25 protein-coding genes and 2 riboswitches are annotated in these 25,551 nt (G+C 67.6%); of the genes, 16 read left to right on the top strand and 9 right to left on the bottom strand.

The genetic code is table 11. From position 1 onward, the window contains the following. Positions 1 to 57: 57 nt before the first annotated feature. Both AC1DES_RS05715 and AC1DES_RS05710 read right to left on the bottom strand, forming a co-directional pair. Positions 58 to 897 (bottom strand): siderophore-interacting protein, encoded by an 840-nt coding sequence (locus AC1DES_RS05715; protein WP_476894718.1) that lies wholly within the window; start codon positions 895 to 897, stop codon positions 58 to 60. A 52-nt stretch (positions 898 to 949) separates the two neighbouring features. Beyond that, positions 950 to 1,720, bottom strand: coding sequence for a uracil-DNA glycosylase (locus AC1DES_RS05710; RefSeq protein WP_476894717.1), 771 nt, complete (start codon positions 1,718 to 1,720; stop codon positions 950 to 952). A 141-nt stretch (positions 1,721 to 1,861) separates the two neighbouring features. Here AC1DES_RS05710 and AC1DES_RS05705 point away from each other — a divergent pair, with 141 nt between their 5' ends. The 6 genes from AC1DES_RS05705 (at position 1,862) to AC1DES_RS05680 (ending at position 7,941) form a co-directional block, all read left to right on the top strand. Next, positions 1,862 to 2,191 carry a DUF3263 domain-containing protein gene (locus tag AC1DES_RS05705; protein ID WP_476894716.1) on the top strand — a complete coding sequence of 110 codons (330 nt, stop codon included), beginning with the start codon at positions 1,862 to 1,864 and terminating at the stop codon, positions 2,189 to 2,191. A gap of 91 nt (positions 2,192 to 2,282) precedes the next feature. Beyond that, on the top strand, positions 2,283 to 2,930 hold the full coding sequence (locus AC1DES_RS05700; RefSeq protein WP_476894715.1) for a LytR C-terminal domain-containing protein: 648 nt from the start codon (positions 2,283 to 2,285) through the stop codon (positions 2,928 to 2,930). Positions 2,931 to 3,086: 156 nt separating this feature from the next. After that, positions 3,087 to 3,290: a cold-shock protein gene (locus AC1DES_RS05695; protein WP_476894714.1), complete on the top strand. Its 204-nt coding sequence runs from the start codon at positions 3,087 to 3,089 to the stop codon at positions 3,288 to 3,290. A gap of 47 nt (positions 3,291 to 3,337) precedes the next feature. Next, a complete protein-coding gene (locus AC1DES_RS05690; protein WP_476894790.1) occupies positions 3,338 to 4,612 on the top strand; it encodes an ABC transporter substrate-binding protein in 1,275 nt (424 codons plus the stop codon). Between the two features lie 295 nt (positions 4,613 to 4,907). Continuing rightward, positions 4,908 to 6,545 carry a chaperonin GroEL gene (gene groL, locus AC1DES_RS05685; RefSeq protein ID WP_476894713.1) on the top strand — a complete coding sequence of 546 codons (1,638 nt, stop codon included), beginning with the start codon at positions 4,908 to 4,910 and terminating at the stop codon, positions 6,543 to 6,545. Positions 6,546 to 6,933: 388 nt separating this feature from the next. Then, positions 6,934 to 7,941 carry an RNase H family protein gene (locus AC1DES_RS05680; protein ID WP_476894712.1) on the top strand — a complete coding sequence of 336 codons (1,008 nt, stop codon included), beginning with the start codon at positions 6,934 to 6,936 and terminating at the stop codon, positions 7,939 to 7,941. A 17-nt stretch (positions 7,942 to 7,958) separates the two neighbouring features. Here the strand turns inward: AC1DES_RS05680 and AC1DES_RS05675 are convergent, their stop codons facing one another. The 6 genes from AC1DES_RS05675 to AC1DES_RS05650 all read right to left on the bottom strand — a co-directional run bounded on the left by AC1DES_RS05675 (position 7,959) and on the right by AC1DES_RS05650 (position 15,057). Continuing rightward, a complete protein-coding gene (locus AC1DES_RS05675; protein WP_476894711.1) occupies positions 7,959 to 8,246 on the bottom strand; it encodes a WXG100 family type VII secretion target in 288 nt (95 codons plus the stop codon). Positions 8,247 to 8,407: 161 nt separating this feature from the next. Next, the gene (locus AC1DES_RS05670) at positions 8,408 to 9,868 is read right to left on the bottom strand and encodes a sensor histidine kinase (protein WP_476894710.1); all 1,461 of its coding nucleotides are present in this window, start codon (positions 9,866 to 9,868) and stop codon (positions 8,408 to 8,410) included. A 2-nt stretch (positions 9,869 to 9,870) separates the two neighbouring features. Continuing rightward, positions 9,871 to 10,584 carry a response regulator transcription factor gene (locus AC1DES_RS05665; RefSeq protein ID WP_476894709.1) on the bottom strand — a complete coding sequence of 238 codons (714 nt, stop codon included), beginning with the start codon at positions 10,582 to 10,584 and terminating at the stop codon, positions 9,871 to 9,873. A gap of 87 nt (positions 10,585 to 10,671) precedes the next feature. Further along, the gene (locus AC1DES_RS05660; protein WP_476894708.1) at positions 10,672 to 12,318 is read right to left on the bottom strand and encodes a DNA repair helicase XPB; all 1,647 of its coding nucleotides are present in this window, start codon (positions 12,316 to 12,318) and stop codon (positions 10,672 to 10,674) included. Then, positions 12,315 to 14,813, bottom strand: a complete 2,499-nt coding sequence (locus tag AC1DES_RS05655; RefSeq protein ID WP_476894707.1) for a helicase-associated domain-containing protein — start codon at positions 14,811 to 14,813, stop codon at positions 12,315 to 12,317. Before AC1DES_RS05655 ends, AC1DES_RS05660 begins: the two co-directional genes overlap by 4 nt. Positions 14,814 to 14,823: 10 nt before the next feature. Beyond that, a complete protein-coding gene (locus AC1DES_RS05650; RefSeq protein ID WP_476894706.1) occupies positions 14,824 to 15,057 on the bottom strand; it encodes a hypothetical protein in 234 nt (77 codons plus the stop codon). A 180-nt stretch (positions 15,058 to 15,237) separates the two neighbouring features. Here AC1DES_RS05650 and AC1DES_RS05645 point away from each other — a divergent pair, with 180 nt between their 5' ends. Genes AC1DES_RS05645 through AC1DES_RS05635 form a run of 3 tightly spaced genes read left to right on the top strand, consistent with a single transcriptional unit; the run spans position 15,238 to position 17,518 of the window. Continuing rightward, complete coding sequence (locus tag AC1DES_RS05645) at positions 15,238 to 15,621, top strand: cold-shock protein (protein WP_476894705.1); 384 nt, start codon at positions 15,238 to 15,240, stop codon at positions 15,619 to 15,621. A gap of 8 nt (positions 15,622 to 15,629) precedes the next feature. After that, a complete protein-coding gene (locus AC1DES_RS05640) occupies positions 15,630 to 16,154 on the top strand; it encodes a DUF3027 domain-containing protein (RefSeq protein WP_476894704.1) in 525 nt (174 codons plus the stop codon). 44 nt (positions 16,155 to 16,198) lie between these two features. Further along, positions 16,199 to 17,518 (top strand): MFS transporter, encoded by a 1,320-nt coding sequence (locus tag AC1DES_RS05635; protein ID WP_476894789.1) that lies wholly within the window; start codon positions 16,199 to 16,201, stop codon positions 17,516 to 17,518. A gap of 51 nt (positions 17,519 to 17,569) precedes the next feature. On the opposite strand, the gene serC is transcribed toward AC1DES_RS05635, so the two are convergent. Beyond that, entirely contained in the window at positions 17,570 to 18,700 is a 1,131-nt protein-coding gene (gene serC, locus AC1DES_RS05630; RefSeq protein WP_476894703.1) for a phosphoserine transaminase, read from the bottom strand. 286 nt (positions 18,701 to 18,986) lie between these two features. Here serC and AC1DES_RS05625 point away from each other — a divergent pair, with 286 nt between their 5' ends. The 7 genes from AC1DES_RS05625 (at position 18,987) to AC1DES_RS05595 (ending at position 25,514) form a co-directional block, all read left to right on the top strand. Continuing rightward, on the top strand, positions 18,987 to 19,682 hold the full coding sequence (locus AC1DES_RS05625) for an iron-dependent transcriptional repressor DtxR (protein WP_476894702.1): 696 nt from the start codon (positions 18,987 to 18,989) through the stop codon (positions 19,680 to 19,682). A 153-nt stretch (positions 19,683 to 19,835) separates the two neighbouring features. Next, a riboswitch (cyclic di-AMP (ydaO/yuaA leader) is annotated at positions 19,836 to 20,044 on the top strand. A 4-nt stretch (positions 20,045 to 20,048) separates the two neighbouring features. Next, entirely contained in the window at positions 20,049 to 20,870 is an 822-nt protein-coding gene (locus AC1DES_RS05620; RefSeq protein ID WP_476894701.1) for a M23 family metallopeptidase, read from the top strand. A 138-nt stretch (positions 20,871 to 21,008) separates the two neighbouring features. Beyond that, positions 21,009 to 21,178, top strand: a riboswitch (cyclic di-AMP (ydaO/yuaA leader). Between the two features lie 308 nt (positions 21,179 to 21,486). Next, positions 21,487 to 22,236, top strand: a complete 750-nt coding sequence (locus AC1DES_RS05615) for an NlpC/P60 family protein (RefSeq protein WP_476894700.1) — start codon at positions 21,487 to 21,489, stop codon at positions 22,234 to 22,236. Positions 22,237 to 22,458: 222 nt separating this feature from the next. Then, positions 22,459 to 22,959: an HNH endonuclease gene (locus tag AC1DES_RS05610; RefSeq protein WP_476894699.1), complete on the top strand. Its 501-nt coding sequence runs from the start codon at positions 22,459 to 22,461 to the stop codon at positions 22,957 to 22,959. A 52-nt stretch (positions 22,960 to 23,011) separates the two neighbouring features. Then, positions 23,012 to 23,731, top strand: coding sequence for a molybdenum cofactor guanylyltransferase (gene mobA / locus AC1DES_RS05605; RefSeq protein ID WP_476894698.1), 720 nt, complete (start codon positions 23,012 to 23,014; stop codon positions 23,729 to 23,731). Beyond that, positions 23,728 to 24,015, top strand: a complete 288-nt coding sequence (locus AC1DES_RS05600; protein WP_476894697.1) for a DUF6457 domain-containing protein — start codon at positions 23,728 to 23,730, stop codon at positions 24,013 to 24,015. Before mobA ends, AC1DES_RS05600 begins: the two co-directional genes overlap by 4 nt. Continuing rightward, positions 24,012 to 25,514 (top strand): molybdopterin molybdotransferase MoeA, encoded by a 1,503-nt coding sequence (locus AC1DES_RS05595; protein ID WP_476894696.1) that lies wholly within the window; start codon positions 24,012 to 24,014, stop codon positions 25,512 to 25,514. Before AC1DES_RS05600 ends, AC1DES_RS05595 begins: the two co-directional genes overlap by 4 nt. Positions 25,515 to 25,551 lie beyond the last annotated feature (37 nt).

The raw sequence follows: 25,551 nt of genomic DNA, 5'->3' as shown, positions 1-25,551 counted from the left end.
CGTCCGGCCACGCTGAGGCACCCGCAGCGCCGGTCGTGCGTCGTTGGATCTTGCTGCTTAGATCTTGCCGATCGGGAGTTTTTTCTCCGCCTGGAAGTCGTCCTCCACCCGGCCGTTGGCCCAGTAGCCGGACAGTGAAACCTGCGCTCGCTCCAGGGACCGCTGGACATAGAATACGTCCCGCAGGCTCTTCATGTAGCCGCGTTCTCCATGGGCAAAGACGTGTACCCGGCCTTCGGGCCATTCTGCATCCCGGACGGCGGTGACCAGGATGTCGCTGGTCCCGGCGGGGACGCCGCCGCGCCGGAGCCAGCGCAGTTCGACCCCGGCCGGTGCGGCGATCGCCTGGATATCGGCGTCGGTGTCGACTTCCAGGAACGCCAGTCCGCGGGCGTCCGCTGCCAGCGACTCAATAGCGGCGCTGATGGCCGGCAGCGCGGACTCATCGCCCGCGAACAGGTGCCAGTCCGCTGCCGGATCCGGGTTGTAACCGCCGCCCGGCCCGGTGAAAATGAGGGCGTCCCCGGGTTCGGCCGCGGCCGCCCACGGCCCGGCAAGGCCTTCGTCGCCGTGGATGACGAAGTCGATGGCTAGTTCCCGGGCGGCCTCATCGACCCAGCGGACGGTGTAGGTCCGGGTGTGCGGCCATTCCTGGCGGGGCATGGTTTCCCTGACAGCCCACAGGTCCAGCGGATCCGGGTATTCGATGCCGGGCTGCGGGAACACGATCTTGACGTACCGGTCCACGAATTCGTTGTTGACGTAGCTGTCAAAGCCCGGGCCCCCCGCAATGATCCGGACCATGTGCGGTGACAGTTGCTCGCGGCGCAGGACCGTGAGGTTCGTCTGCGGGCGCGATTTCCGGGTGGCAGAGGTGGCGGCGGGGACTGAGGTCATGGAGCTAAGCCTAACCAAAGAAGCCTGAGCGGAAGCCTGAGTGCGCGGTCCGTTACGGCAGCGGCGGCAGTTCCCAGTCCACTTCGCCGTCGCCCTGCTCCAGGAGCAGTTTGTTGGTGCGGCTGAAGGGCCGGGAGCCGAAGAAACCCCGCGAGGCCGAGAGCGGGCTGGGGTGGGGGCTGGCGATCACCGGCGCGGTGCCCAGCAGCGGTGTAGCCGATTCCGCGTCCTTGCCCCAGAGGATGACGACAAGGGGCGCCGGCCCGCCGCCTGCGGTGCGGCGGTGGGCAACTGCGGTGATGGCCGCTGCCGTGATGGCTTCCCAGCCCTTGTTCCGGTGTGAGCCTGCGGCCCCGGCCTGGACGGTCAGGACCCTGTTCAGCAGCAGGACGCCTTGTTCGGACCAGCATCCCAGATCCCCGTGGACCCGCGGCGGGAGGCCCAGATCGGCGTCGAGCTCCTTGTAGATATTGGCGAGGCTGCGCGGGATGGGCCGGGTGGCGCCGTCCACGGCGAAGGACAAGCCCACGGCGTGGCCGGGCGTCGGGTAGGGGTCCTGGCCCACGATCAGGACCCGGACGCCGGCCAGCGGCTGCCGGAAGGCCCGCAGCACGTACGACGGCGGCGGCAGGACTTTGTGCCCGTCGGCCACTTCAGCGGCGAGGAATTCCAGCACAGCCCGCAGCTGCCCCTCGACCGGGGAGAGAGCGTCCGCCCAGTCCGGCGCGACGAGTTCACCCAGGGGCAGGCGGGCCATCTCGGCGAAGCTCACGGTTTCTGCAGTGTGAGGTTCGTGCTCGAACAAGGCAAACGAATCGACCATGGGCTCCATTCTCGCAGGCTGCTCCGACACCGTACGGGCTGGTCCGAAAAGCTCCCGAAGCCGGTCCGGCGCAAATGACAAGGCTGTGGTTCGCCCGTACCATGGGGGAGGAATTCATCCGAACGAGTCAGGGAGTGTGTCGTGGCCGAACAAGCGCAAGAGCTCCTGCCCGCGGACGAGGATGCGGAAGCTGCCGAACTTCGGGGTTCCCGCGGGGACTCTCCGCTGAGCAGCCGAGACCAGCAGATGCTGGCACTGGAGCGGCAGTGGTGGAAATACGCCGGGGCCAAAGAACAGGCCATCCGGGAACTCTTCGATCTGTCCGCCACGCACTATTACCAGATCCTCAACGCACTCATCGATACAGAGGATGCGCTGGCCCACGATCCTATGCTTGTGAAGAGATTGCGTAGACTACGTACGTCACGCCAACGTGCCCGCACTGCACGCCGGTTGGGGTCAGACGCGTAAAACCGCGGGAATCACAGCCGGATTCGCACGCTTGTGCGCCGGCTCCGGCCTCGGGCACCTCGTAAGAAATCAGCAAGGACGTCGTTTTACCATGACCAAATACGCACGGGATGAATTTGATCGGGTCCCGGAGACCTCCGCACGGCAGGGGGTCCACCGGGCCGCCGCCGAATCTCGCCGCCGCAGCCTCATGCCCATCCTCGCCGTCGGATGTGTGGCGTTGGCCATCGGTCTCGTGGCCTTCCTGATCCTGCCCAAGCTCGGGTTCTCCTCCGCTGGCGAAACCTCGGCGCTGTCGGCCGCCCAGTCCGGCGCCAGCGTCTCGGCATCGGCCGCACCGACCGCGGGCAGCGCGGCTCCTTTGAGCCCTGCGGCGCCCAGCGCCCAGCCCAGCGACGCGCCCTCGGCCCCCGCCCCGGCCTCCGCCACCGCCCCCGTCGCACCTAAGGCGGCTGCCGCCGCCGTCGACAAGACCCAGCCGGTGACCATCTACAACGGCACCACCACCGCTGGACTCGCCAGCCGGGTCGGTGGCACTGTTTCCACAGCGGGCTGGACACTCGGTACGTTGGGCAACTGGCCCGGCGCCCGGCAGGCCACCTCCGTCATCTTCTACAGCAGCGCGGCGCAGAAGGGCAACGCCGAGGCGCTGGGGAGCTTGCTTGGCATCCCGACGACTGTGGAGTCCGCCGATTTCAAGGTCCCCCTCGTTGTTGTCCTGGGGCCCGGCTTCAAGTAGCCGGATCCGGTTACGCCTGAATAACTATCGTCGCCGACCGGGCAGGCAGCCCGCCCGCCTGGGTAAGGCTGTAGGTAGAGTATCTGCGGACTTCGTTTCGCATTCCGCGGCACATTGAGGTGGGCCGCCCGCAAGCTAGCTGAAAGTGTGGACACCATGGCACTGGGAACCGTCAAATGGTTCAACGCCGAAAAGGGCTACGGTTTCATCACCGTGGACGACTCCGGGAATGACGTGTTCGTGCACTGGTCCGCGATTGTCGGGGACGGCTACCGCGCCCTGGACGAAGGCCAGCGCGTGGAGCTGGAAGTCGGCGAGGGCGAGAAAGGCCCGCAGGCCGAAAGCGTCCGGCCCGCCTAGTGACATTCCCCGCTGCAGCGCACGCCCGCCACGCCCCTGCCCGACGCCTGACGCGGCTTCCGCGCCCGGTCCGCGCCGTAGCCATCGGAGGGGCCGCGGTTCTGGCCCTGTCGGCATGCCTGGGCCCGTCAGGCAGCGCCCGCGTGGCCGGCGCTGACGCCAGCGGTGACGGCACGCTGCGGATAGGCCTGATCCTGGACAATACCGGCGCGCAGAACTTCCTCAATGCTCCCCAGCTGGCCGCCGCGAAGCTTGCAGTCAAGGAAATCAACGCGGCCGGCGGCCATAAAGGCAAACCGGTCGAGTTGCTCCCGGAATCGATCAGTGCGGACGCCGCTGCCCAGGCCAAATCCCTGGTGGCGGCCAAAGCCGACGTCGTGATCGGCCCGACGGATTCCAGCCACGCCCCCGGTGCCATCGACGTGCTCTCCAACGCCAAGATTGCTGTGATTTCGCCAGCCAATTCCGCCGGCGGCCTCAGCACCTACAAGAGCGGCGGTTACTATTTCCGCACGTCGGCTTCCGACGTCGCCCAGGCCCCTGTCCTCGCCAAACTCGTCAAGGACGGCGGCTCCAAGACTCTAGCCGTGGTGCACGAGGAAGGCAGCTACGGCACGGACGTCGCGGCCGCTGTGACCGCCGCCGCCAAACAGGCCGGAATGGATCCCGTGGCCGACGCCGAGTTCAAGCCCGGGCAGGCGCAACAGGCGGCAGCCGCCGCCAAAGCGGCGGCGCCCGACGCCGTCGTCCTCATCGCCAAGGCGGGTGCTCAGGGCGCCATCGCTGAACTGAACAACGTCGGGCTCGCAGGCAAGAAGCTCATCCTCAGTGACGGGGCCGTCAACCAGTACGGTTCCGGGCTGGGCGCGAACGCGCTCGACGGCGCGCGCGGGATCCTGCCCGGCCTGTACGCGTCCGCGGCGTTCCAGGCCTCGCTGGTGGCCGTGGATCCGGGCCTGAAGGACATGACGTACGCCGCCGAGACCTACGATGCCGTCATGCTCGCTGCCATCGCGGCTGCTTCCGCGCAGGACGACGCCGGCACCTCCATCGCGGCTAACCTCGTCGCCGTCTCCGGCGGGACCGCACCGTCCGCCCAGGCCGGGCAGCCGGCCGGTGAAGCCCAAACGTGCAACTCCTACAAGGAATGCACCGACGCGATCCGTGCGGGCAAGCGCCCCGACTACGACGGCACGTCCGGACGGATCAACTTCGACGCCCACGGCGACATCACGGAGGCGAACTACACGGTCTACGCCTACGGCGCGGACAACAAGGCCAGAATGAGCGGCAACGAATCCTCGAGGAGCAGCGGCCGCTGATCGCTTGTAGCGTATTGGGCCCCCGAACGGCGCGGCCCCGGCAGCCCACTGCTTGCACTCTACCCGGGGGAGTGCTAATTATTGACTTAGCACTCCCGCGTACTGACTGCTAAAACGACGCCCGGTTCCGCCGGTTGCGAAGCGAGGCATTTGGACCGGGAGCGAAAGAAATACCTGGCTGGGGTGAGATCCCGGACCCAGCGGCATACAGAGGCCGCCGGGGAAGGATCGTCCGTCGCGGGCACCGCAGCAAAGGTTCATTCTTAACGACTGTCCCGAAAGGACTACTGCCGTTATGGCCAAGATCATTGCATTTGATGAAGAGGCACGCCGCGGTCTTGAGCGGGGCCTGAACATCCTCGCCGACGCCGTCAAGGTCACCCTCGGCCCGCGTGGACGCAACGTCGTCCTCGAAAAGAAGTGGGGCGCCCCCACGATCACCAACGATGGTGTTTCCATCGCCAAGGAGATCGAGCTGGACGATCCTTACGAGAAGATCGGCGCCGAGCTGGTCAAGGAAGTTGCCAAGAAGACGGACGACGTCGCTGGCGACGGCACCACCACGGCCACCGTTCTGGCACAGGCCCTGGTCAAGGAAGGCCTGCGCAACGTCGCGGCCGGAGCTGACCCGCTGTCCCTCAAGCGCGGCATCGAGAAGGCTGTAGAAGCCGTCACCCGCGAACTCCTGGCATCCGCCAAGGAAATCGAAACCAAGGAAGAGATTGCCGCCACGGCGTCGATCTCCGCCGGTGACAACGAAATTGGCGCCCTGATTGCCGAAGCCCTGGACAAGGTCGGCAAGGAAGGCGTCATCACCGTCGAGGAGTCGAACACGTTCGGCCTCGAGCTGGAGCTCACCGAAGGCATGCGCTTCGATAAGGGCTACATCTCCGCGTACTTCGTCACTGACGCCGAGCGCCAGGAAACGGTCCTTGAGGATCCGTACATCCTGATCGTGAACTCCAAGATCTCCAACGTCAAGGAACTGGTTGCTGTCCTCGAAAAGGTCATGCAGTCCAACAAGCCGCTGCTGATCATTGCCGAAGACATCGAGGGCGAGGCCCTGGCCACCCTGATCGTCAACAAGATCCGCGGCACGTTCAAGTCCGTCGCCGTCAAGGCCCCGGGCTTCGGCGACCGCCGGAAGGCCCAGCTTGCGGACATCGCCATCCTCACCGGTGGCCAGGTCATCTCCGAGGAAGTCGGCCTCAAGCTTGAGACCGCCGGCCTCGAACTCCTCGGCCGCGCCCGCAAGGTCACTGTCACCAAGGACGAGACCACCATTGTCGAGGGTGCAGGCGACGCCGACCAGATCGCCGGCCGCGTGTCCCAGATCCGCGCCGAGATCGAGAACTCCGATTCCGACTACGACCGCGAGAAGCTGCAGGAGCGCCTGGCCAAGCTGGCCGGCGGCGTTGCAGTCATCAAGGCCGGTGCCGCAACCGAAGTCGAGCTCAAGGAACGCAAGCACCGCATTGAGGACGCAGTCCGCAACGCCAAGGCTGCTGTCGAAGAGGGCATCGTCGCCGGCGGTGGCGTTGCCCTGATCCAGGCCGGTGCCAAGGCATTCGCCAACCTGCAGCTCGAAGGCGACGAAGCAACCGGCGCGAACATCGTCCGCGTTGCCATCGACGCCCCGCTGAAGCAGATCGCTTTCAACGCCGGCCTCGAACCCGGCGTCGTGGTGGACAAGGTCCGCGGCCTGCCTGCAGGCCACGGCCTGAACGCTGCAACCGGCGAGTACGTGGACCTGCTGGCTGCCGGCATCAACGACCCGGTCAAGGTAACCCGCTCTGCCCTGCAGAACGCGGCGTCCATCGCCGGCCTGTTCCTCACCACCGAGGCCGTTGTGGCCGACAAGCCGGAGAAGAACTCCCCGGCCATGGGCGGCGGCGACGACATGGGCGGCATGGGCGGCATGGGCGGTTTCTAACCACCCGGCTCCCAGGCCCCTGAACGCCTGACCCACAAGGTCCGGTTTCAACGACGGCGGTCCCACCTTCGGGTGGGGCCGCCGTCGTCGGTTAATGACGGCCCCGGTCCAACCCTCCCTCACGTATCGCCCCCCTCTATCCAACCCTCCCTCAGTTGTGGTCATTGCTTGGCCGACGCCGCCTCAGGTATGACAGTGATCGCGCGAATGCTCCCTCACCTGAGAACCGGATGCTACCTCACCTGAGAACCGGATGCTCCCTCACCTGAGAACCGGATGCGCGGGAGCGTTGGGTGGATTGGCGCCAAAGGTGAGGGAGCGTTGGGTGGATTGGCGCCAAAGGTGAGGGAGCGTCCGGTGGGGTCGGCGGGTCTGGCAGGATAGTGCAGTGACGATTACAGCAGCGGCCGACGGTTCGGCTTTAGGAAATCCCGGCCCCGCCGGATGGGCCTGGTACGTGGACGACGACTGCTGGCGGGCCGGAGGATGGCCCCACGGCACGAACAACCAGGGTGAGCTGATGGCGGTCCTGGACCTGTTCCGTGCTACGGCTCACGTGCCTGCGGAGGATCTCCACATCCTTTGCGACAGCCAGTACGTCATCAACGCGGTCACCAAGTGGATGCCGGGCTGGAAGCGCAAGGGCTGGCGGAAGGCGGACGGCAAACCTGTCCTGAACGTGGACCTGCTCAAAGACATCGACCAGGAGCTCGTTGGCCGCAAGTACACCTTCGAATGGGTGCGCGGCCACGCCGGGCACGACCTCAACGAAGCAGCGGACGACCGTGCCCGGGCGGCAGCCACCGCCTTCCAGCAGGGCGTGGCCGTCCGGCAGGGCCCCGGCTTCGGCCCGACGCCGCAGGACGCCGCACAGCCCATACAGCCCGTGCAGCCCCGGATCCCCGCGCCGCAGACCGGCCGGCCGACGAACCCGCCGACCGCGCCCGCGCCGACCGGGCAACAGGAGCTCTTCAGCGAACCCGGCGCCTTCAACGAACCCGATCTGTTCAGCGAACTCGACGAGGCGGACCGCCTGGCCGCAACCGCCGCGGAGGCCAGCCCTGAAGCACTCGTCGAATCCCTTGAACGCGAACTGCTCCGGCCGGAAACCCGGGCTGACCTGGGCCGCACCGGAGTGCTGCTCCACCCCGATTTCACCGAGATCGGCAGCTCCGGCCGGATCTGGACCCGCGATGCCATGATGATGGCCCTGGAAGAGAACCCGGGCAGCCCCACGGAACTGGAACTGCTTGCCGCCGATCGGCTGGGCGAAGGCACCATACTTCTGACGTACCGCAGCTCCACGCGCTCAGGCAGCGCCCTCCGCAGCTCCCTGTGGGTCCTTGACGGCACCCAATGGCGGCTGCGCTTCCACCAGGGCACGCCGGAGGCCTGAAGCCCGCACGGGGACACTCAGCTAAAGCGCTGGGCGTTGTTCAACTCCGCCTGGTCGTAGCTGGCGGCTGCAGAGCTCAGGGCGAGGTTGATGGAGGCCAGGGACGCTTCGACCCTGCCCTGGGTCACGGTCCATTCGGCGACCAGGCTTTGGAAGTTGGTGGCCGCCGAACCGCGCCAGCTGGCCTGGAGCTCGTCGAGCCCGCGTTTCATGGCCTGGACGTCGGCGCTGATCCGTTCGACGGTGGCCTTGACGCTGGCGGACTTGAGCTGAAGCAGTTCCGTGTCGACGGAGATAATGCTCATGGAGATATCCTCTGGACAGTGCCGTGAGGCGGCCCGGAACCCGCGGGACGAGGGGGCTGCCTGGTCCGGTTGATCCGGACAGCCCGAGCCTAGGCCGTGGCCGGCAGCGGGGGACCAAGCCGCCACCCGTATGTGGATAGTGCGCGTATGTGGACAGCGCCCTACGGGGAGGCCGGTTCGGGGCCCTCTGTGCCCTCGTCCAGGAATGGAAGGCTGACTACCAGTGTGGCCCCGCCGCCGTCGGTCTTCCCGACCCGCACGGAGCCGGCGTGGGAACCGACGATGGCGGCAACAATGGCCAGCCCGAGCCCGCTGCCGCCCGTTTCCCGGGTCCGGGACGTGTCCGCCCGGTAGAACCGCTCGAAGATCCGGGCCGCTTCGTCATCCGGGACGCCGGGACCATGGTCCCGGACCTCGATGACGGACTGTTTGGTTCCGTCCGGGGCGGTCCGGACCCCCACGCCGAGTTCGATGGGGCTGCCCTCGGGCGTGTAGCGCAGGGCATTGCCGACCAGGTTGCTGACCACCTGCCGCAGCTTGGCCTCGTCGCCGAGCACGGGCGCCGGCCCGGCGGCGGCGCCGTCGATTCCCGTGAGGGTGATGACGCGGCTGCGGTCGCTGGCCTGGGTGTCCACGACGGCGTCGTTGGCCAGCAGCAACAGGTCTGCCGGCTTCTGCTGCAGGGGGCGCTGCTCATCGATCCGTGCCAGCAGCAGCAGGTCCTCGACCATGGCGCCCATGCGTTTGGCTTCGCTTTCGATCCGTCCCATCGCGGTGGCCACATCCTCCGGGGTCGCCAGTGCCCCGTGCCGGTACAGTTCCGAGAAGCCGCGGATGGTGACGAGCGGTGTGCGCAGCTCGTGCGAGGCGTCGGCGGCGAAGCGCCGCATGCGCGCCTCGGACGCCATCCGGGCGGCAAAGGCCGTCTCGATGTGCGCCAGCATGGCGTTGAGGGAGCTGCCCAGCCGCCCCACTTCCGTGCCTGGGTTTTCGACCTCCACACGCCGGGAGAGGTCTCCGGCGGCGATCGCGGCCGCAGTCTTCTCCACCCGGGCCAACGGCCGGAAGGACCGGGAGACGGTCCAGGTGGCGATGAAGAAGGCCAGCACGAGGGTCAGGAGCCCAACCCCCACGACGACGAGGAAGGCGTGCTCCATGACGGAATCGACAGGGTCGAGCGGGAGCCCGATGACGACGACGGCGCTCCGCTGGTTGCCGTCCAGTACGTTCAGCGCAACGACCCGCCAGTTGCCGCCCTCCGTGCCGCGGACCTGGAACGGCGCCTGCTGGCGGTCCCTGGCGTCGGCGGCGGAAATGCCCGTGATGCCAGGATGGGACTCCTTGTCGCCGCCGAAGACGGCGGCCGGAAGTCCCGGGCTGAAAAGCATGAGCGAATAGTCGGTGGGAACGTTGGGGTTCGTGTCCTGCAGCTGGCTGAAGGACTGCTGCTGCCGCACGGAATCGATGGCTGCCTTGAGCTTGTCATCCACCTGGCCCTGCAGGAAGCTGTGCAGCAGGGTCAGGGTGCCGGCGCCGGTGGCGGTGAGGGCCACCAGCATCAGGGCCATCATGATGGCGACAAGCTGTGACCGCAGCGAGGCCGATTTCCAGCGGTGCAGCAAAGTCAGCGCTTCTCGGCTGTCCGCAGCACGTAGCCCACGCCCCGCTTGGTCTGGATCAGGGCCGGGGCGTCAGGATCGATATCCACCTTGCGGCGCAGGTAGGAGATATAGGACTCCACAATCGAGGCGTCGCCGTTGAAGTCGTACTCCCAGACGTGGTCCAGGATCTGGGCCTTGGACAGCACCCGGTTCGGGTTAAGCATGAGGTAGCGCAGGAGCTTGAACTCCGTGGGGGACAGCTCGATCACGGTGCCGCCGCGGCGGACCTCGTGGGCGTCGTCGTCGAGCTGCAGGTCATCGACCCGGATCACGGCGTCGTCGTCGTCGAGCTGGGGCTGGGTGCGGCGGAGCACGGCGCGGATTCGGGCCACGACTTCGTCGAGGCTGAAGGGCTTGGTGACGTAGTCGTCACCGCCGACGGTCAGGCCCGTGACCTTGTCTTCGGTGTCGTCCTTGGCCGTCAGGAACAGGACGGGGAAGTGCTTGCCGGCGGCGCGGAGGCGCCGGGTGACGGTGAAGCCGTCCATGTCCGGCAGCATGACGTCCAGCACGGCGAGGTCCGGGGAGTGCAGTTCCGCGGCGGCCAGGGCCTCGCGTCCGTTGCCGGCCGAGACTACCTCGAAGCCGGCGAAGCGCAGCGAGGTGGACAGCAGCTCGCGGATGTTCGGTTCGTCATCAACGACGAGGAGCTTGGCTTCGGGACCGTTCTTTTTCATACTTCCCATAATGCTCCCAGACTCTGTGAGTTTTCTGGGTGGCAGATGTGTGTTGGGTGGATCCTTCGCCCGTGCCGGCTGGGGCCGTCAGCGGGCCGTGCCCACATCCTTGGCGTCCATGATCCGGTACGCATAGCCCTGTTCGGCGAGGAAGCGCTGCCGCTTCGCGGCGAAGTCCTGGTCCAGGGTGTCCCGGGCCACGAGCGAATAGAAGCGGGCGGCGCGGCCGTCCTTCTTCGGGCGCAGCAACCGGCCCAGGCGCTGGGCCTCCTCCTGGCGGGAGCCGAAGGAGCCGGAGACCTGGATCGCGACCGAGGCTTCGGGCAGGTCGATGGAGAAGTTGGCGACCTTGGACACCACGAGGATCTGTTCCGCCCCGGCGCGGAAGGCTTCGAACAGCCGCTGGCGTTCCTTGACCGACGTCTCACCCTTGATCACCGGCGCCTGCAGGCGCTCGCCGATCTCGTCCAGCTGGTCGATGTACTGCCCGATCACGAGAAGTTGTTCGCCGGCGTGCTCTGCCACGAGCTGTTCCACGACGCGGGTTTTAGTCTCCGAGGTGGCGCACAAGCGGTACTTGTCCGCGTCCTCGGCCATCGCATACGCCACCCGTTCGTCGCGGGGGAGGTCCACCCGGACCTCCACGCAGTCGGCCGGGGCAATGTAGCCTTGGGCCTCAATGTCCTTCCACGGAGCGTCATAGCGTTTCGGGCCGATCAGGCTGAAGACCTCGCCCTCCCGGCCGTCTTCCCGGATCAGGGTGGCGGTGAGCCCCAGCCGGCGCCGGGCCTGCAGGTCGGCGGTCATCCGGAAGATCGGGGCGGGCAGCAGATGGACCTCGTCGTAAATGATGAGTCCCCAGTCGTTGCCGTCCACGAGCTCCAGGTGGGGGTAGAGCCCGCCGCGCTTGGTGGTGAGGACCTGGTAGGTCGCGATCGTGACGGGACGGACTTCCTTGACGGAGCCGGAGTATTCGCCGATCTCCTCCTCGGTCAGGGACGTCCGTTTGAGCAGCTCGTCCTTCCACTGCCGGGCGGACACCGTGTTCGTCACCAGGATCAGGGTGGTCGTGGAGCTCGTGGCCATGGCCGCGGCGCCCACGAGGGTCTTGCCCGCACCGCAGGGAAGCACGACGACGCCGCTGCCGCCGGCCCAGAAGTTTTCCGCGGCCAGTTGCTGGTACGGACGCAGCTTCCACCCGGTCTCGTTGAGCATGATGGGGTGGGGCGTGCCGTCCACGTAGCCGGCGAGGTCTTCCGCCGGCCAGCCGATCTTGAGCAGCAACTGCTTGAGCTGCCCGCGCTGGGAGGAGTGCACCACCACTGTCTCGGCGTCGATCCGCGGTCCCAGCAGGGGTTCGATCTTCTTGGCCCGGCTCACCTCTTCGAGCACCGGATAGTCTGACGTGCGCATCACCAGCCCGTGCTGGGGGTCTTTTTCGAGCCGCAGGCGGCCGTACCGGGACATCGTCTCTTCGACGTCGATCAGCAGCGAATGCGGCACCGGGAAGCGGGAGTACTTGAGCAGGGTGTCGAGCACCTTTTCGGCGTCCAGCCCGGCGGCCCGGGCGTTCCACAGGCCCAGCGGCGTCAGCCGGTAGCTGTGCACATGCTCCGGGGCGCGTTCCAGTTCGGCAAAGGCCGCGATGGCATGGCGGGCTTCGGTGGCCAGCTCATGGTCGACTTCGAGCAGGATGGTCTTATCACTCTGGACGATCAGGGGCCCGTCATTCACTGGAGCATTTCCTCTGTGGTTTCTACGTCAATAATGCGGTGGATGGACAGGACCCGCTCGGTTTCCTTGTCCGGGTCGAAGACCCGCACGCGCCCGCCGTTCACTGCTACCGGAACGACCGTCTCGCGGCTGGCATTCCCCATGCTGTCGACGACGTTCATGACGACGCGCTGTTTGAGCCGGATCGCCTTCTGCAACGTTTCCAGGCCGAGCTGGGTGGCCTCCTCGCTGCCCGGAGCCGCGGCCGGAAAGTGGCCATCGGGGGAGCCAGCAGCGTGGACCCGGCCGCTTCGGAGCACCGCGAGCTGGGCGGCGACGTCGGCTTCCGGCGGGGCGGTGCGCGGTGCCGTATAGACCGGACGCCCGCTGCCGGGCACGGCGGTGCTGCGGCGCAGCCGCACGACGGCGGATTCGGACTCCTGGACCACGGGCGACAACCCCAGTGCGCGGAGCACCTGCGCGGCGTCCCGGGGCGCGGTGTGCGAGATGAGCACCGTGGGGGCAATGCGCGCCAGTCCCAGGCCGGCAGCGGCGGGGGCGTTGAGCAGTTCGAGCAGCGCGGCTTCGTCCTCGCTTTGGATGAAGCTGCCGGCGGCTCCGACACGGAGCCGGGAATGCCGCGCTGAGGTGTCTTCGATGAGGTACTTGAGCGGCTGCGGGATGGCCGTGGCCGAATGCTGGCCCAGGAAGTCCAGGATTGCCTGGGCGTCCTGGCCTGCATCGAGGGCCCTGCGGACTGACGCCACGGAGAACCGGTAGATGGTGGCCGGCCCCTGGCCTTCGGCGGTGGCCATGGTGAGGAGTCTCTCGCTCAGTTCCGGTGCGAGATAGCCCGGCGCCACCGCGGTCAGGTCTGCCTGCAGCAGGACGTGGTTCAGCGCCGCCGGGAGGTGTTCGCCGAGGATTCCCAGGGCGTCGTCCGGCTGTTCGGCTGCTATCGCCGCACCGAGCTGGCTGAGGGCCCCCGAGCCGAAGAGGCCCAGCATTTCCGCCTCGGCCAGGACGCCCCGGACCAGCGAGCTGAAGCGCCGGGCCATGCGGGGCTGCGCCCAGTCCGCGCGCTCCAGCACGGCGGCGGCATCGAGCACCGGAGCCTGCCCGTCCGGCGCAGCGGCCTCCAGCGTGAGTTCATTCAGGATTTCCAGGATCCGCTTCCGGACCACCGGCGCATCCGGCCGCTGGGCCTCCGCGGAGAGCGCATTGATCGTGGTGCCGGCTGCGCCCCGGTGCCCGGCCGGTCCGGACGCGGCGCCGCCGGCGGGCTGGCCGACGAGGGAAGGCGCGCGTTCACTGGCCAGCCAGGCGTGGACCAGCCAGAGCCATTGTTCCTGCCGCGGAAGGGTCAGCCACTCAAGCTGCGGGGGCTGGACCCAGGCCGAGCTGTCCACGTCCAGGCGCAGGAGCCCGGCAAGGGCGCACAGCTCCGTGAGCACCCCGGCCTCATGCAGTTCGATCCGCAGGGAGTCGGCCAGGCGTTTCATCTCGCGGACACCGACCCCGCCGCTGCGGAGGGTCACAAGCGGCTGATCACGCACGATGTAGAGGAGTTCGCCTACGAGCCGCAAGGTTTCGGCGATCGCGCCGAGGGCCGCGTTGCGCCGCAGCGCCGCGCTGGTCTGGCCGAGCCGGGGCACGGGGGGAGTCAGTGCGAAGTTCTCAATGACGTGCCCGCCGCGCAGCGAAATGCCGACGCTGTGCGGCAGTTCAACGTGGGCGGCGTCCAGGGGCACCAGCAGGCCCCTGGCCAGCAGCCAGTCCACGGGGCCGACGTCGTCACTTTCGTGAAGCACGGAGGCGCGGCGTTGCGCCTGGGGAACGGCACCCATGGCCCAGTTCCCGAACCGGGCCAGGAGGGCCGTCGTGCGTTCCGGGGCTGTGGCGAGGATCTTCTGGAGCGCTTCCGGGGTCGCCGTCCAGTGCTGCAGGGACAAGGCCGCCTCCATCGGCGTCGTGGCTGGGGAGATGGCCGCCCCGCTGCGGGCGAGTTCTCCCACGAGCTGCACGACGCGCTGGGCGAAGGCCGGCTGGAGCCGCACGAGTTCGGTGTAGCTGCGACCCAGTCCTGCAGGGTAGATGCCAATGACGTCCTTGAGGCTGCCGATCGGGAGGTAGTAGCGCTGCTTCGCTGCCGCCGGGGCGACGCCGTGCGGGGGGTCTGCCCGGTGGACGAGTGCAAGTTCCTGCAGTGAATGCAGGAGCCGCTCGATTGCCGCGACCGTGGAGCCATTGATGGCTTTCTTCAGCATTGCCGCGGACGCGCTGTGGCCGGTGTCCCCGTTGGTGCACAGATGGAGTGTTTCCAGTACCTGCATCTCGGGGCGGTTGAGCCGCTCGAGGGCGCGCTGCACGCTGACCCGGCCGCTGGCGCGGGCGGCGAGGGCAGCAAAGTCCGGAACCCCGGGGGAAATCAGGTCCGGCCGCGCGGAGAACAGGGCCCGCAACGACTCGTCGCTGCGTGCCTGAAGTTCCTTGCTGAGCGCGCGGATCTGGGACATCAGTCCAACGTTACCTTTCGCGCCGCTCGGGCGGGCGGCGACGGGCTGCGGCTCCGTCCACCACCAGCGCCAGCATGAGCAAGAACGCGACCGGCAGCCCGTAGAGGGCGGCGGAGGTGATCCAGACCGGGGTCACCACGTGGTTCGAGGCTGCGGCGATGACCGCGCCGACAGCCGCGAGGGAGAGCACGGCAACGGCGGCCGCGAGGATCAGGAGGGGCCGCCGATAGCGCTGTCGAGTCATGAGGGCAACGCTAACAGTCCGGCCTCGCCCGCGCCTCACACCGTCAAAGTGGGTCAGGCAGGATAACCTTGGAGATACAGACCAACACGGTCTCCAGGCAGTCATACCCTGAACCCGCATATCCATGCGGATGCGGTGACCGCCGGCCGTGTACCCAGCAGAACGAAGAAGGTTGATTACGTGCCTACCGGCAAGGTCAAGTGGTATGACAAGGAAAAGGGCTTCGGATTCCTCGCGGGGGAGGACGGCCAGGAAGTGTTCCTGCCCAAGTCGGCCCTGCCCGAAGGCGTCACGGAGCTGAAGGCCGGCACCCGCGTTGAATTCGGTGTCGCCGACGGCCGCAAGGGCGCCCAGGCCCTGGGCCTGCGCGTGCTGGACAAGACGCCCTCCATCGCCAAGGCAAAGCGGCCCAGCGCCAAGGATCTTGCCCCGCTGGTCCAGGACCTCGTGACCGTGCTGGACAACCTGTCCGGAACTCTCTCCGCGGGCAAGTACCCGGAAGGCAACAAGGGCAAGGCGATTGCCGTTGCGCTGCGTAAGGTTGCCGACGAGTTGGACGTATAAGGCTTTTGATGACTCCGGAACCTGATCAGAGGGTGCGCAAGGCACGCGGCGAAGCCGAATCCAAAGACGGCACCCGTCCGCGCACCGGCGTTCCCGTTTGGCGCATCGGTAAGCCCGACGCTTTCCTGGCCGCCGCCGTCGACGTTGCCCGGACCGCGCTGGAGGGTATCGCCCCGGCGTGGCAGATCGGCGAGCACCTGGGTGCCAAGTCAGAGGGCGACCGCGTTGTGACGCACCTGTTCGACTCCAAGCTGCCCGGCTACCTGGGCTGGCAGTGGTATGCCGTGCTGACCCGCAACTCGCGCTCCAAGGTGGTCACGGTCGACGAGCTCGGCCTGCTGCCCTCGGAGAATTCCGTACTGGCGCCGGCCTGGATCCCGTGGGCAGAGCGCGTGCGCCCGGAGGACGCCCAGGGCGACGAGGACACCACGGACGCTCAGGCCCAGCCGGCGGAGCAGCCCTCGGACATGTCCGACGACGAGCCCGAAGAATCCGACGACGAGCAGGACGATTCCGCAGTCGAGGCTGACTAGCGGTTGGAAGCGTCCGGGGGAGTGCACGGGGAGGGCCGGACATGATGTCCACGTTCAAGTCGCTGCAGATCCTTAACTACCGGATCTGGTTTATCGGTGCGATCATTTCCAATATCGGGACCTGGATGCAGCGCACCGCCCAGGACTGGCTCGTGTTTGCCCACCTCACCGATCACGACGCCGGTGCCATGGGCATCACGATGGCGCTCCAGCTCGGTCCCCAGCTGTTCCTTGCCCCGGTTGCCGGCCTGGTCGCCGACCGGTTCAACCGCAAACAGCTCCTTGTCCTGACCCAGTCCGCGATGGCGCTGCTGAGCGCAGGGCTCGGGGTCCTCGTGGTCTCCGGCGCCGCGCAGCTCTGGCACGTGTACGCGTTCGCGCTGCTGCTCGGCGTCGTCTCCGCGCTGGACGCGCCCGTGCGGCAGACCTTCGTCTCCGAACTGGTCCGGGACGACTATCTTCCCAACGCGGTGGCCCTGAACAGTGCCTCGTTCAATGTGGCCCGGATGATCGGACCGGCCGTGGCCGGCGTGCTCACGGTGGTCGTCGGCCCCGGCTGGGTGTTCCTGATCAACACGCTCACATTTCTCGCCCTGCTCTTGAGCCTGTGGAAGATTCCGGCGATGTCACTTCGTCAGCTGCCGCGGGCGGGGACGGGCAAGGGCCGGATCCGGGAAGGTCTGCGGTACGTCCGGTTCCGGCCGGACATAGTCGTGGTGCTCGTGGCAATCTTCATCGTCGGAACCCTTGGACTGAACTTCGCCCTGTTCATCGCCGCCATGGTAGGGACCGAGTTCGGCCTGGACGCTGGTGCCTTCGGCCTGATGAACTCGATCATGGCAATCGGCTCGGTCGCCGGGGCGTTGTTGTCAGCAGGGCGCAGCAAGCCCAGGCTGCGGATCATCTTCGGCGCCGCCGGAGCGTTCGGCGTTGCATGCGGGATAGCGGCCCTGGCGCCGGACTACTTCTGGTTCGGAGTCGCGCTGGTGCCCGTGGGCCTCTTCGCGATCACCATGATGACCAGCGCGAACGGCTATGTCCAGACCACGACGGATCCGGTAATGCGCGGCCGCGTCATGGCCCTGTACATGGCGATCTTCATGGGCGGCACCCCCATCGGCGCGCCGTTCGTGGGCTGGGTGGCCAACGTTGCCGGTCCGCGCTGGTCGATGAGCGTGGCGGCCGGCTCCGGCCTGATCGCGGCACTGATCGGGGTCCTGTGGATTGTCCGGGCGAAGCAGCTGCGGATCCGCTTTGACCGGCGTGCCCGCGGGCTGCGGCACTTCCGCCTCGAATCGGGCTCCGGCGCAAACGCGAGCGGCGCCGCCCGGGAAACAAACCCGGACGACGCCGTCGAACACTGAACCCTGCGCGGCCGGCGGCGTTCCCCGCCCTGGGCTCGCCGCGGTGTGGCGCTATTTCTTGAGCTCGCCCACGACGAAGTCGATGCACTCCAGCAGCGCCGAAACATCGTCCGGCTCGATCGCCACGAAGGTTGCGATCCGCAACTGGTTGCGGCCCAGCTTGCGGTACGGCTCCGTGTCCACGACGCCGTTGGCGCGGAGCACCTTGGCGATGGCGGCGGCGTCGACCGATTCGTCGAAATCGATCGTGGCGATAACATTCGAGCGGTCCTCAGCCCGGGCCACGAACGGCGTGGCGTAGTCGGAGGCCTCGGCCCAGCGGTAGATCCGCCCGGCGGAGTCCGCGGTCCGGGCCGCGGCAAAGTCCAGCCCGCCATTGGCGTTGAGCCACCGCACCTGGGCATCCAGGGTGACCAGCGTGGCCAGTGCCGGCGTGTTGTACGTCTGGTTCAGCCGCGAATTGTCGATGGCCGTCTGGAGGTCCAGGAAATCGGGAATCCAGCGGTCGCTGGCCTTGATCCGGGCTGCCCGTTCCAGGGCCGCCGGGGAAAACAGACCCAGCCACAGGCCGCCGTCGGACGCGAAGTTCTTTTGCGGGGCAAAGTAGTACACGTCCGCTTCGGCCACGTCCACGTCCAGGCCACCCGCCGCCGATGTCGCGTCCACGAGCACGAGGGAACCCCGGTCGGCGCCGGCCACGCGCTTGACCGGAGCGGCAACGCCGGTCGAAGTTTCGTTCTGCGGCCACGCATAAACGTCGACGCCGGACTCTGCCTGGGCGGACGGGCGGGTGCCGGGCTCGGACTTGATGATGGACGACTCCGCGAGGAAGGGCGCCTTGTTGGTGGCGGCAGCGAACTTCGAGCCGAATTCTCCAAAGGACAAGTGCTGTGCCTTGTTCTCGACCAGGCCGAAGCTGGCGATATCCCAGAACGCCGTGGAGCCGCCGACACCGAGGATGACCTCGTAGCCCTCCGGAGCGCGGAAGAATTCACCGAGCCCCGTCCGGACCGAGCCGACAAGGTTCTTGACGGGCGCCTGGCGGTGGGAAGTTCCCAGCAGTGTCGCCGACGCCGCTGCCAAGGCCTCCATCTGTTCCGGACGGACCTTGGACGGGCCGGCGCCGAACCGTCCGTCCTTGGGGAGGAGGTTTGCGGGGATCGTGATGCTGGTGTCGCTCACAGGGGCTCCAATTTTCGGCTGATGCTTAGCGTGGCTTGGGAGATGGTCCGGCAGGGGTGGCTGCAACGAAGACTCCGTTTCATTCTGCCTGACTGCCCCGGTGGACGCGGAAAAAGGCCGTCACAGTCCGGTCATTGAGACGACCGCGCGTACGCCCGAAGATTATCCGGAGTAATTCAAAATAGGCTAAGCTGTGCTGCGAACGTACGGCGGATCCCGCCAGGGCGCAACCTGCGCGCGGTACGGTGGGAATGATGCAAGGACGGCGCTCGAGGAGCTGAGCTGAATGACGGATCTGATTGATACGACGGAGATGTATCTTCGGACCATTCTGGAACTTGAAGAAGAAAACATCGTCGCCCTCCGCGCCCGCATTGCCGAAAGACTGCGTCACTCCGGCCCCACTGTGTCCCAGACCATTGGCCGGATGGAGCGTGACGGCCTCGTGATTGTTTCGGGCGACCGCCACCTTGAGCTGACGGAAACCGGCCGGAAACGCGCCGTCGGAGTCATGCGGAAGCACCGCCTGGCCGAACGCCTGCTCGCTGACGTGATCGGCCTCGACTGGGCGTACGTCCACGAGGAAGCCTGCCGCTGGGAACACGTGATGAGCGAACGCGTGGAGCGCAGGATCTTCGAGATGCTCGACCACCCGACCGTTTCGCCGTACGGGAACCCGATTCCCGGGCTCGCGGACCTCGGCGGCACCCCGTCCAGCGAGTTCGCCGCGGACGTGGTGAACCTGCTGGACGCCATGGCCGGTTACGGCGCTGATTCGAGGATCATCGTCAGCCGCCTGGCGGAGCCGATCCAGGTGGAACCGGAGTTGCTCGTCCAGTTGGACGAGGGCGGAATCCGCCCCGGGGCGCGCCTCTCGCTGGAGCGGGTGGGCGAGTACATCTCGGTCCGGGTTCCGGATATCGAAGGCGCCCTCGAACTGCCGCCCGAAGTCGCGGCGCATGTGTTTGTAACGGTCGGCTGACCTGCGCTGACGCCTGGGTGGTGGGGCGACCTATGAGTTGTGCACAAGGGTGATTACGGATTTATTACCGGGCGGCTTAATCACCTATAGTTAGTCTCCAGTACCGATACCAAAGCGTTACCTGATCCGAAGCCGAGCCCTGCCAGCGGATCAGTCGCAGAATCGCCTTCTGGCAGGGGCGGGGGAACCACTTGCGGCCGCCTTCAGAGCGGCCTTGGGGTGAAGTCCGTCAGCGGCAAGCGCACTCCACAGTGGGATTCCAACGTGCCTCTGTGTCTGGAAGCTTGCCACGGCGGACCGGGTCTTTGATCTCTCTGACCCGAATCCGACAGCTAACTCCGCAGGCCATCCAGAGAGGAACCGTCCTTGACCACCCAGACCGCCAAAGGTCGCCGTCGCGCCGCCGGTCCTGCTCCGGTACCGCGTCAGGCTCTCGCGCCGTTGGCCGACCGCCCGCGTGACGCGCACCGCGTCGAACGCCGGGGCCGCCGCAGTCCGTTCCGCCAGATTACGGACTTTGCCGCTGCCAGCGGCGTCGGGCAGAAGGCCGGAATGGCGTTGGCTGCCACAGGCCTGGTCCTCACGGTCACCGTCCCGGTCACCAGCCCGGTCATGGCCACGGACGGCGGGCCTTCCGGATCCGTTTCCGCCGCGTCGCAGCCGGATGTAACTGCCGCAGCGGGCGCCAAGGTCGACTTCAGCCGCACGGCCGTCACCACCAAGGGTGACCCGGACGGGAAGCTCAAGCAGCTGCTGAGCGCGCAGTCCGTCGGCAGTATCACCCGTGCGGCGTCGGCCGGCACCCTCGGTGCGCCGCTGGATGTGATGATCGCTTCCTCGCCCTTCGGCTACCGTGTCAGCCCGATCACCGGCGGTGCCGGTGAGTTCCACCGCGGCCAGGACTATGCCGCGCAGTGCGGAACAGCCGTCCACGCGGCAGCCAGCGGCACGGTGACCTTTTCGGGATGGCACCCCTATGGCGGGGGCAACCGCATCGTGATCGACCACGGCAACGGCCTGGAGACCACCTACAACCACCTGTCCTCTTCCTCGGTCCACGTCGGCCAGAAGGTCTCGCGCGGCGACCTCATCGCGATGAGCGGCACCACGGGCGCGTCGACCGGCTGCCACCTCCACTTCGAGGTGATGGTCAACGGCGATGTTGTTGACCCCCTCGGCTGGCTCTGAGCCAAGATGATGGGTCACTCTCGCATTCTTGTGACACGCCGTGATCTGAATGTGACATTGAATCCCAACTGCTGTACCGTATGAGGTACGCCAACTTTTCCGAAGTTGGCGCTCTTGAGTGGATTGCCTAGCTCTGCCACCGCTCAAGGTCCGTTCGCATTACATCGTCTGGCAGGGGCGGGGGAACCAATTTTGGTCTTCGCAAGAAGGCCTTGGGGTTAAGTCGCAAAGCTTCCAAGGAAGCGGAGCGGCCGGGTGACTCCCATCCGAATCCGACAGCTCACCTCGCAGGCATTGGGAGAGGCTACTTTCGTGTCTTCACGCCACAATGCTGCGCGTCACCGCGCGTGCGCGGCTCTAGCGAGCCCGCTGGAATCCAAGTCCCGTGCTGCCCTTGCCGGCGCCCGGATTGGATCCGACTCCACACGCTTCATTGCTGCCGAGTCCGGACTGCAGGCCAAGCACCTGCACGCAGTTCCCGCTTTTGGCGCGTCTTCGCAGTACACCCTTCGCTAACTAACCCATTCGGGGCGATCCGGCGTACCCCCAAGATGCCGGAGCGTCCTCAGTCCGCGCCTAAAACGCGCGGTCCAAGGATCACGAAAGAGAGAACTGAATGACTACTCGTGCAATCGCACGGCACCGCGCCGAGGTCACCAAGACCAACTCGCTGGCTGTCATTGCCAAGGCTGTCGGCGACAACGCCGGCGGCATGGGCCGCCAGGCTGCAGTCATCGCTGCAGCATCCGGCCTGGTCCTGACCAGCGGTATCGCGGCCAACGCTGCTGAGACCAACGTTCAGCGCGAATCCACCTCCGCTTCCGCCCTCGAAGTCCAGTCAGCTTCCCCGGCAACTATTTCGGCTGCTTCGACCATCGCGATCTCCTACGAGAAGCCGACTGTGTCCACGTCGCCCGCCCCCGTGGTCGAGGCCCCTAAGCCCGTTGTGAAGGTCCAGGATGCCACCGCGGCAAAGACTGCGGGCACCCAGGCCGGCGCCACTGCATCCGTCGGCGCACCGGCAGCCATCGGCAGCGGCTTCGGCGCAACCATCGCCGCCGCCGCCTACGCCCAGATCGGTGTGTCGCAGGACTGCACCGCGCTGGCCACGAACGCTTTGGCCGCAGCCGGCATCCACTACCACGGCTGGCCGGCAGGTTACCTGTCCCTGGGCCGCACCGTGAGCGCCGCCGAGGCTCAGCCGGGCGACCTCGCTTACTACCAGAACGGTGGCGTGGGCATGGCTCACATCGCTGTTTACGTCGGCAACGGCATGGCCGTCCACGGCGGCTGGAACGGCGGCACCACCGCCCTCTACAGCGTCAACATCGGCTCCGGCCCGGTCTTCATCCGCGTCGGCGGCTAGGTCAATAGCTCCATCGTTTGAAGGACCCCTGCCCTTGCGGCGGGGGTCCTTTGCGTTTCCCCGGCATGAACCAGTCCGGTACTACGGACCCGCGGGCGAGAAAAAAATTCGGTGATACGGCACTTGGGTGTTTACTCTTGTCTTGTCGATCCATAGCCCGACCATGCAGAGGGCAGCCGGCCCTCGTGCCCCTGGCGGGTGCGGCCGTGAAGAGGTATGCGGATGCGCACTCTCGTTCTGAATGCTGGATATGAACCGCTCGCGGTAGTGACCTTCCGCCGGGCTCTTGTCCTCGTGCTCACCGGAAAGGCCAGCGTGGTGGCCGAGGGCGACGATCCCGTCGTCGGGCCGCAGGACATCCTGGGCCGCCCGTCCGTGATCCTCCTGAACCGCTACATCAGGCCCCGCTACAACACCCTGACCGCGGTCAGCCGCCGGGGGGTGCTGCGCCGGGACAGCCACCGGTGCGCGTACTGCGGCAAGGCGGCCCATACGATCGATCACGTCCAGCCCAAGTCCCGGGGCGGGGCCGATTCCTGGGAGAACCTCGTCGCTGCCTGCCTCCGGTGCAACAACGCCAAAGGTGACCACACCCCGGCCGAAATGGGCTGGAAGCTCGGCTTCGTCCCAGCCCCGCCCAGGGGCACCATCTGGCAGATCAAAGAGCTCGAGAAGCCGACGCCGGCCTGGGATCCGTTCCTGCTGCCCGAATCCGCCGCCTGACTTCCTCCGCGGTCCGGCCGCGCCGGCTGCCGCGCCGCGCTAGGCTGAAGCCGTGGAGTTCGATGCTGTCATTCTCGCCGGCGGGCGGTCCGCCAGGCTCGGCGGCGTGCCCAAATCCGGGCTGGAGTACGGGGGCGCCACCCTCCTTGAGCTCTCGCTGCGGGCCGCGCACGGCGCCGGGGACGTCGTCGTGGTCGGGCCGGACCCGGGAACCTTGCCCGCCGGCGTCTTGAACTGCCGCGAGGACCCTCCCTTCGCCGGTCCGGCTGCCGCAATCGCCGCCGGGCTCTCCGCGCTGGCCGCGCACAGGACCATGCGCCCGGGCTCCACCGGTGCCGCACCCCTGACCCTGGTCCTGGCGTGTGACATGCCGGGCGCGGAAGCCGCCGTTCGTGCACTCCTCGACGTGCTGGAAGGAAGCGGGCCGCTGGGCACGTCCGGTCACGGGGTGGCCGGCGAGACCGGGGCAGGGGGCGTCATGGCGGTCTCCGCCGACGGACGCAGGCAACCCCTCCTCGGGCTCTATAGCACAATTGCGCTACAACGATCCGTCGCGGACGCTGCCGGGCGGGGCGCCCTCGAAAACGCCTCGGTCTTCGGCCTTCTTGCTAGTCTTGAGGTGCGGGAAGTTCGCGTCCCGGCCGGTTCCACGGACGATGTGGACACTTGGGACGACGCCTCCGCGCTCGGGGTATCCGGCCCCATTCCCGGCCATGTCCAGGAGGCCGGTCCGGGGGCCGCAACTGAACACGACTTTGGAGGCAAACGGTGAAGAGCCAGGACGAAACGCTGGAGGACTGGTGCCGTGCGCTGCTGCAGGCCCTGGAACTGGAGGACGTCGAGATTGACGTGAACGAGGTCCTGTCCCTGGCCGGCGTCGCCGCCCATTCCATAGTGCGCCCGGCCGCCCCGCTGACCACGTTCATCGCCGGCTTCGCCGCCGGACTGGCATCCGGTTCCGGCCAGGCCACCGACGCAACCTCCATGCAGGCTGCCATGCGCGTGGCCCGCCAGCTTGCCAAGGACTACGCGGACGCCGAAGCTTCCGGGGCATGACACCTGCCCCTCCCCGCGGCGGCGACCCCGCTTCCGCGGACGGCTCCGGACCCGGGTATCCCCACGACGCCGGGACGCACCCGGAGAAGGACCCGACGGCGGACGGCGCCGACACAACGCCGCACCGTCACCTCGCCCACACCTGGCAAGAGGCCCGGCAGCTCGCCTTCGACTGCGCCACCCCCATTCCCGCGGCCCCCGTGCCGCTCCGTAGCGCGCTGGGACGGACGCTTTCAGCGGACGTGACAGCCCTGCAGGACATACCGCACTATGCGTCCTCAGCCATGGACGGCTGGGCCGTCAGCGGAAGCGGACCGTGGATCCTGGCTGAACCGAACCAGCGGCTCACCCCGCACCAGGCGAGTCCGATCGTCACCGGCGGACTCATCCCGGCGGGGGCGAAGGCCGTGCTGCGCAGCGAGAGCGGGACCCTCGCCACGGACGAGGACGGGCTTCCTGTCCTCAAGACCAGCGGCACCGCCAAGCCCGGTGAACCGCGAAACGGCGAACACATCCGCAGGGCCGCCGAGGAGGCCACCGCCGGCGAGGTGCTGATCCGGAGCGGCACCGTACTCAACCCGGCCCACCTGGCCCTGGCCGCACTGGCCGGGCACGACGCCCTCCCGGTGCTTGGCAAGGCCGTCGTCCGCCTCGTGCTGACCGGCTCCGAGGTCGTGTCGTCCGGTCTTCCCGGGCCGGGGAAAGTGCGTGACACCTTCGGGCCCCAGCTGGCCGGCGTGGTGCACATGCTCGGCGGGATCTGCGCCGAGGAGGTGAAGATCGGCGACAGCTACGCCGAATGGCTCGCCGCGCTCGAGGACACTGAGCCCACCGGACCGGCGGCCCAGGCCGCTGTTCCAGTCCCGGGGTCCGGCGTCGGCCAGGCGGCTGGGGCCGCCGTCGAAAACCTGCCCGCCGACGTCGTCATCACGACCGGCGGCACCGGTCGCTCAGGTACGGACCACCTCCGGCGCTCCGTCGCCGAGCTCGGCGGACGGCTGCTGATCGATGGCATCGCCATGCGCCCGGGCCACCCCGCCGTGCTGGCCGGGCTGCCCGACGGCCGCTTCATCCTCGGCCTCCCGGGGAACCCGCTGGCGGCCATGATGGCGCTGTCCACGATCGGGGCGCCGCTCCTCGCGGCATTGGGCCACGGGACCCTGCCGCCGGTCGCGGAGGTGCCGTGCGGGTCGACGATTGACCCCGATCCCGGACGGACCCGGCTGATGCCTTACCGTCTGCTCTACGGCATGGCATCACCGGCCCAGCACGCCGGTCCCGGAATGATGCGCGGACTGGCCGCGGCCGACGGCGTACTGGTGGTCCCGCCGCACGGCGTCCAGCTGGGGGCACTGGTTCCCGCCTTCGCGCTTCCGTGGGGAGCACCCATCCCGGACCCCGCGCAGGCCGCCGCGAAGGCCGCGGTGCCAACCAAGAGGCCGGCCCGGAAGCCCTCAGCGAACAGCGGGCCCGTGGACTGGAGCGCCCTTCTTGGGTGAAAGCTCCCGGGTCTGCGCCGCGCTGGCTTCCGTGACC

The organism is Arthrobacter sp. 05T442 (assembly GCF_056395945.1).
The sequence above is the reverse complement of the archived record's forward strand: the minus strand, read 5'-3'. Positions and strand labels throughout refer to the sequence as shown.

Excerpts from the sequence above, each read along its gene's own strand:
- AC1DES_RS05695 (WP_476894714.1), top strand. The coding sequence starts at position 3,087 with ATGGCACTGGGAACCGTCAAATGGTTCAACGCCGAAAAGGGCTACGGT.
- AC1DES_RS05650 (WP_476894706.1), bottom strand. The coding sequence starts at position 15,057 with ATGACTCGACAGCGCTATCGGCGGCCCCTCCTGATCCTCGCGGCCGCC.
- AC1DES_RS05610 (WP_476894699.1), top strand. The coding sequence starts at position 22,459 with ATGCGCACTCTCGTTCTGAATGCTGGATATGAACCGCTCGCGGTAGTG.
- groL (WP_476894713.1), top strand. The coding sequence starts at position 4,908 with ATGGCCAAGATCATTGCATTTGATGAAGAGGCACGCCGCGGTCTTGAG.
- AC1DES_RS05595 (WP_476894696.1), top strand. The coding sequence starts at position 24,012 with ATGACACCTGCCCCTCCCCGCGGCGGCGACCCCGCTTCCGCGGACGGC.
- AC1DES_RS05655 (WP_476894707.1), bottom strand. The coding sequence starts at position 14,813 with ATGTCCCAGATCCGCGCGCTCAGCAAGGAACTTCAGGCACGCAGCGAC.
- AC1DES_RS05635 (WP_476894789.1), top strand. The coding sequence starts at position 16,199 with ATGTCCACGTTCAAGTCGCTGCAGATCCTTAACTACCGGATCTGGTTT.
- AC1DES_RS05700 (WP_476894715.1), top strand. The coding sequence starts at position 2,283 with ATGACCAAATACGCACGGGATGAATTTGATCGGGTCCCGGAGACCTCC.
- AC1DES_RS05715 (WP_476894718.1), bottom strand. The coding sequence starts at position 897 with ATGACCTCAGTCCCCGCCGCCACCTCTGCCACCCGGAAATCGCGCCCG.
- AC1DES_RS05640 (WP_476894704.1), top strand. The coding sequence starts at position 15,630 with ATGACTCCGGAACCTGATCAGAGGGTGCGCAAGGCACGCGGCGAAGCC.
- AC1DES_RS05625 (WP_476894702.1), top strand. The coding sequence starts at position 18,987 with ATGACGGATCTGATTGATACGACGGAGATGTATCTTCGGACCATTCTG.
- AC1DES_RS05675 (WP_476894711.1), bottom strand. The coding sequence starts at position 8,246 with ATGAGCATTATCTCCGTCGACACGGAACTGCTTCAGCTCAAGTCCGCC.
- AC1DES_RS05665 (WP_476894709.1), bottom strand. The coding sequence starts at position 10,584 with ATGAAAAAGAACGGTCCCGAAGCCAAGCTCCTCGTCGTTGATGACGAA.
- AC1DES_RS05615 (WP_476894700.1), top strand. The coding sequence starts at position 21,487 with ATGACTACTCGTGCAATCGCACGGCACCGCGCCGAGGTCACCAAGACC.
- AC1DES_RS05710 (WP_476894717.1), bottom strand. The coding sequence starts at position 1,720 with ATGGTCGATTCGTTTGCCTTGTTCGAGCACGAACCTCACACTGCAGAA.